6 protein-coding genes, 1 tRNA gene and 1 other RNA gene are annotated in these 4,716 nt (G+C 42.1%); 2 read left to right on the top strand and 6 right to left on the bottom strand.

The window, feature by feature from the left end; all coding sequences use genetic code 11:
• The coding region (locus ACFQ38_RS11595) for a hypothetical protein (protein ID WP_381481027.1) at window positions 1-244 on the top strand (244 nt) is incomplete at its 5' end.
• Window positions 245-456: 212 nt separating this feature from the next.
• Here ACFQ38_RS11595 and ACFQ38_RS11590 read toward each other — a convergent pair.
• The 6 genes from ACFQ38_RS11590 to ffs all read right to left on the bottom strand — a co-directional run bounded on the left by ACFQ38_RS11590 (window position 457) and on the right by ffs (window position 4,186).
• Window positions 457-720: a pro-sigmaK processing inhibitor BofA family protein gene (locus tag ACFQ38_RS11590; protein WP_336825652.1), complete on the bottom strand. Its 264-nt coding sequence runs from the start codon at window positions 718-720 to the stop codon at window positions 457-459.
• 87 nt (window positions 721-807) lie between these two features.
• On the bottom strand, window positions 808-1,020 hold the full coding sequence (locus ACFQ38_RS11585; protein WP_336825650.1) for a YaaL family protein: 213 nt from the start codon (window positions 1,018-1,020) through the stop codon (window positions 808-810).
• A gap of 13 nt (window positions 1,021-1,033) precedes the next feature.
• Complete coding sequence (gene recR, locus ACFQ38_RS11580) at window positions 1,034-1,630, bottom strand: recombination mediator RecR (protein WP_336825648.1); 597 nt, start codon at window positions 1,628-1,630, stop codon at window positions 1,034-1,036.
• Between the two features lie 13 nt (window positions 1,631-1,643).
• Window positions 1,644-1,964: a YbaB/EbfC family nucleoid-associated protein gene (locus ACFQ38_RS11575; RefSeq protein ID WP_336825646.1), complete on the bottom strand. Its 321-nt coding sequence runs from the start codon at window positions 1,962-1,964 to the stop codon at window positions 1,644-1,646.
• A gap of 22 nt (window positions 1,965-1,986) precedes the next feature.
• Window positions 1,987-3,729 (bottom strand): DNA polymerase III subunit gamma/tau, encoded by a 1,743-nt coding sequence (gene dnaX / locus ACFQ38_RS11570; protein ID WP_381481023.1) that lies wholly within the window; start codon window positions 3,727-3,729, stop codon window positions 1,987-1,989.
• A gap of 190 nt (window positions 3,730-3,919) precedes the next feature.
• Window positions 3,920-4,186: signal recognition particle sRNA large type (gene ffs / locus ACFQ38_RS11565), an RNA gene on the bottom strand.
• 284 nt (window positions 4,187-4,470) lie between these two features.
• On the opposite strand from ffs, the gene ACFQ38_RS11560 reads away from it, so the two are divergent.
• Window positions 4,471-4,563: transfer RNA gene (locus ACFQ38_RS11560), tRNA-Ser, on the top strand.
• Window positions 4,564-4,716 lie beyond the last annotated feature (153 nt).

Below are 4,716 nucleotides of genomic sequence, written 5' to 3'. Positions count from 1 at the left end.
GATGTCAATTTTGAATCCGAAGATTCGTTTTGTCTCTTCCGCCGACGGGGTCGGCTTTGAGACTTTATTTGTTGACGTTTTGCTGTTCAGTTTTCAAGGTTCATTTCGTCGCCTCTCACAGAAGCAACTCTTATATAATATCACTTTGCGTTTTCTTTGTCAACAACTTTTCTTAAAAACTTTTGAAGTTGTTTTTGTTTGTTTCGTTTATCGGAAACGCAACGTTATTTACTTTAACAGCTAACTGATTATATTGCAATACTTTATTCGTAAAAAGAATTATCTTTTATTTTACTATGAAAAGAAAACCGTTCGAAGCTTGTTATCTAAACTTCGAACGGCATTAATGCATACTCTTATGAACAAACTGTAGAAGAAAAAAACGCTCTATCGTAGTTTTAATTACACGGTGGTTTTGTCCATTCCTATTCAATGGACCAGGCCCATATTGAATTTCTATAGGAAGAATGCAAAAGAAAAAAGGGCCGCTAAACCCGGAATTCCTAAAACTGCTAAAAGAAGACCTGACGCAATATTGACAGGGAAGTATAACCCGACAAAACCGCCAGCTATATTCAATGCGAATAATACTAAGAACGCGAATGCCAATCGAAACCAAAATACTGAAAGATTCTCAAATAGTTTGCTGAGCTGTTTTTTATTTAACATTAATAATAGAAGAAGAATAGCACCCGATAGTGCAATGATGAAGATTTTCATGGAAAGCGCTCCTTTCGGCTAATGGTCCATTCTATGCGCTTTCCTCCTATTATATCCCGCACTCTCTTCTATTTAATCTGTTAAAAATTATTCAACTCGCAATCTCCGTTCTTTTGCTTCTTTGAATAAATGAAAATACTTGCTCTCTGCAATCTTTCTTCGTACAATAATTTCTTGGTCGTAGTCGTTTAAATATTTTTCGATCTCTCTTGCCTGCTCCCACTCTTCTTTAGTTTCCACTAACAGGTTTCGCAACCGATCATCAAATTCTTTTTTTATCTTTCTTTTTCGACCGAACATTTCTCTGTTCCCCCTATAACTCTCGACGACCTTCCAGTGCCTTCGATAGCGTCACTTCATCTGCATATTCAAGGTCTCCTCCGACTGGCAACCCGTGAGCTATTCTTGTAGTTGTAATGCCCGACGGTTTGACGAGCCGTGAAATGTACATAGCAGTCGCTTCACCTTCAATAGTAGGATTCGTTGCTAATATTAATTCTTGAACCTCTTCGTCTTGCAGACGTGTCAATAGAGAAGGAACGTTGATATCTTCCGGGCCTATGCCATCCATAGGAGATATTGCCCCGTGGAGAACATGGTAGAGACCGTTATAATCCCTCATTTTCTCCATTGCGATGACATCTTTCGGATCTTGTACAACACAAATCATCGAGCGGTCGCGTGATTGATCTTGGCAAATTTGGCAAGGATCAATATCCGTAATATGACCACACACAGAGCAAAATCGCAAATTCCGTTTAGCATCAACCAACGCCTTGGCAAATTCCAATACGGTATCTTCCTTCATACTCAATACAAAAAACGCCAGTCGGCCCGCAGTTTTCGGACCGATTCCTGGCAGTTTCATAAAGCTATCAATCAGTTTTGATATTGGTTCAGGATAATGCATTACCCATTACCTCCTAAAACATTCCAGGTAGGTTCAACCCTTTCGTGAATTGACCCATTGTGGAATTAGTTAACTCCTCCGCTTTGCCCATCGCTTCGTTTGTTGCAATTACAATTAGGTCTTGCAGCATTTCTACGTCTTCTGGATCAACCACTGACGGATCGATTGCCACTTCAAGTACTTCCTTATGTCCAGATACGATGACTTTCACCATACCACCGCCTGCTGCACCTTCTAATCTTTTTTCACCCAATTCCTCTTGGGCTTCCGCCATTTTCTTTTGCATTTTCTGCATTTGTTTCATCATGCCTTGCATATTTCCCATACCGCGCATATTCAATTCCTCCTCAATAAGATTAGTCATCATGAACTATTATGAACTCTTTGCCGAATATCTTTTCTGCTTCAGCGACAACCGGATCATCGGCTGTGGAACCAGACTCCTCCATAAATGAAGAAGACAGTTCTTCCACTCCATCATTATCTGCTGAATCCTGTTGTTTTGCCAAGCCGTTCGTACGAATAAATTCTTCGCGCGCCTTCAACCAGCCATCTTCCGGCACATATACCACTTCATACGCCTTGCCGGTCCTTGCTCGCAAAGCTTCCGAAAGGCCTGCCCGAAGCGACGGATTTTCCGAAGCCATCCGGCAATGGATTTCATATTTGAATTTTAACACAAACGCACTATCTGATGCCGCCACTGGTTCAGTCTCTTCCAATAGTGCTGAGTGAGAACGTTGCAATGTTTGCATCATGCTCGCCCATTCCTCACGGATGATTTGGATATCTTGACGAGTAGCGGCTTTTAATACTTCGTTAATTTTGCCTGTCGGAATTCGAAGCGATTGTACTTTCGATGCGCTGCGCTTAGGCTGGTTCCCTTGTGCAGGTGCCTCACCTATCTTGACACCGTTTTCCAGCTGTTGCTGCAAAGAAGCAACCATTCTTTCAAGCGACTCGATTTTATGCATCAAGTTTTGGTCGACGGGCTGCGTAGCATGGTCGACTACCCCTTCTAAATGGATCATCTTAAGCAAAGCGGATTCAATATAAACTTTCGCATGGTTTGAAAACCGCATTTCCTGCTGTGTTTTCGATAAAATATCGATGTAGGAATAAAGTGTTTCCGGTTCAAACGCATTGCCCATAGAAACGAATCGTTCATCCCCAGAGATTAATTCCAATAGTTCATGTAAATCAGGCGCAGAGCGTAATAAAAGCAAATCTCTGAAAAACGTAATCAGATCTTCCGCTAACCTTGACACATCTTTTCCTTCAGCAATTAACTGATCCAACAAAGACAAAGCAGCTGCAGCGTCTTTTGATAGCAAAGCTTCCGCTAATTGATAAAAAATATCTTCACCAATTGACCCCGTTACAAGCAACGCTCCTTCAGCGGTCAATTTGTCTCCACTGAACGATACGACTTGATCCAAAATGCTAAGCGCATCCCTCATTCCGCCGGATGCCGCTTGTGCAATAATTTTCAAGGCTTCTTCATCAGCATCGATCTCGGCGTCAGACAATACCATTTTCATACGTTCAATTATTTCGCTTGAAGTAATCGGTTTAAAATCAAATCTTTGACATCGGGAAATGATGGTCAAAGGCAGCTTGTGCGGCTCTGTCGTCGCCAAAATGAACACGGCATGCGATGGCGGCTCTTCCAACGTTTTCAAAAGTGCGTTAAAAGCAGAATTTGACAGCATGTGCACCTCGTCTATGATGTACACTTTGAAGCGGGCGTTCGAAGGAGCGAACCGGACCTTTTCAATTATGTCCCGCATTTCTTCTACCCTCGAGTTGGAAGCTGCGTCAAATTCGATAACGTCCGTATTCGAGCCTTCCGTTATACTTCGACAGGTCGGACATTCATTGCAAGGTTCTTTAGATGGAGCTTTCTCGCAGTTCATTGCTTTAGCGAAAATTTTCGCAGCACTCGTCTTTCCTGTCCCCCGCGGTCCAGAAAATAGATAAGCATGGGATGTCTTATTATGCAGCAACGCATTTTGCAAAGTCTGCTTCACATGGCGCTGCCCCGACATTTCCTCAAATGACTGCGGTCGATATACTCTATAAAAAGCTTGGTAAACCACCATTTCCCCTCCTCTCATCTTCAAGTCATATACAAATGATTATATCATAAATCTCCCGTAAAAACCCCTCTCACAAGCCAATAGGGCAGTAAAAAACCTGTCGTTAAGGACAGGCATTGGAACAAAAATTTTTACTTCATAAAAATAAAAAACTCGCCCGGAATGGACGAGTTGAATTCGCGTAATAAAGCCGCGCACCTTCCTTTGACTGCCGCACATAAGCGTTACTCCTGTCGACAGCTCGGCCTAGGCAACCCCGCGGCACATGAGAGATGCCACTTAATGCTGCTTCCTTCCGGACCTGACATGGTTCATGGGTTCCCATTGCGCAGGACCCAGACGTCAACACTACGTGCAAGAGGCAGACCCTACAATACGGACAGCCTCGAGAAGGGATTCAGTCTTGCTAGAGCGGATTGCAAGTTACAGGGCACCGCTACCTCCCCACCTAGCACGGCTCTCTAAGTATAACGATTTCTGTGGATAAAATCAACCCATACCCTTATAAACTTCTATTAAAAGCAATGCTCTCACACTCTTTTATAATGATATAAATGTTTTATTATAAGTTTTTCAAAAAAATATCTGTCTCTGAGACAGTACATAATTATTTTGAGGCTCTGCGATAATTTTCATCCAATAGCAGAAGACAGACTTCTGTGAATATACTTTCTTAAAAAAGGTTCTTACAAGTAGTTGACATGAAAAGTTGATTCGTGATAAATTATGTTTTGTTGATATGGAGGAATACCCAAGTCCGGCTGAAGGGATCGGTCTTGAAAACCGACAGGGGTGTTAAAGCCCGCGGGGGTTCGAATCCCTCTTCCTCCGCCATTCATTTTGATAAAAGCGCATAGTTGGAGATAAAGTCTGTTACATTCATGTAACGGATTTTTTATTTACCTTTTATTCATTTATAAAACCTAAAAGGGGGCTGTCCAATAAGTCCCTAAAATAGAACAGGTGGCGAAAAACGAATCGTTTTTC

The organism is Sporosarcina contaminans (assembly GCF_042679045.1).
In the GTDB taxonomy this organism is placed as follows: domain Bacteria; phylum Bacillota; class Bacilli; order Bacillales_A; family Planococcaceae; genus Sporosarcina; species Sporosarcina contaminans.
This window is presented reverse-complemented; position numbering and strand designations above follow the sequence as displayed.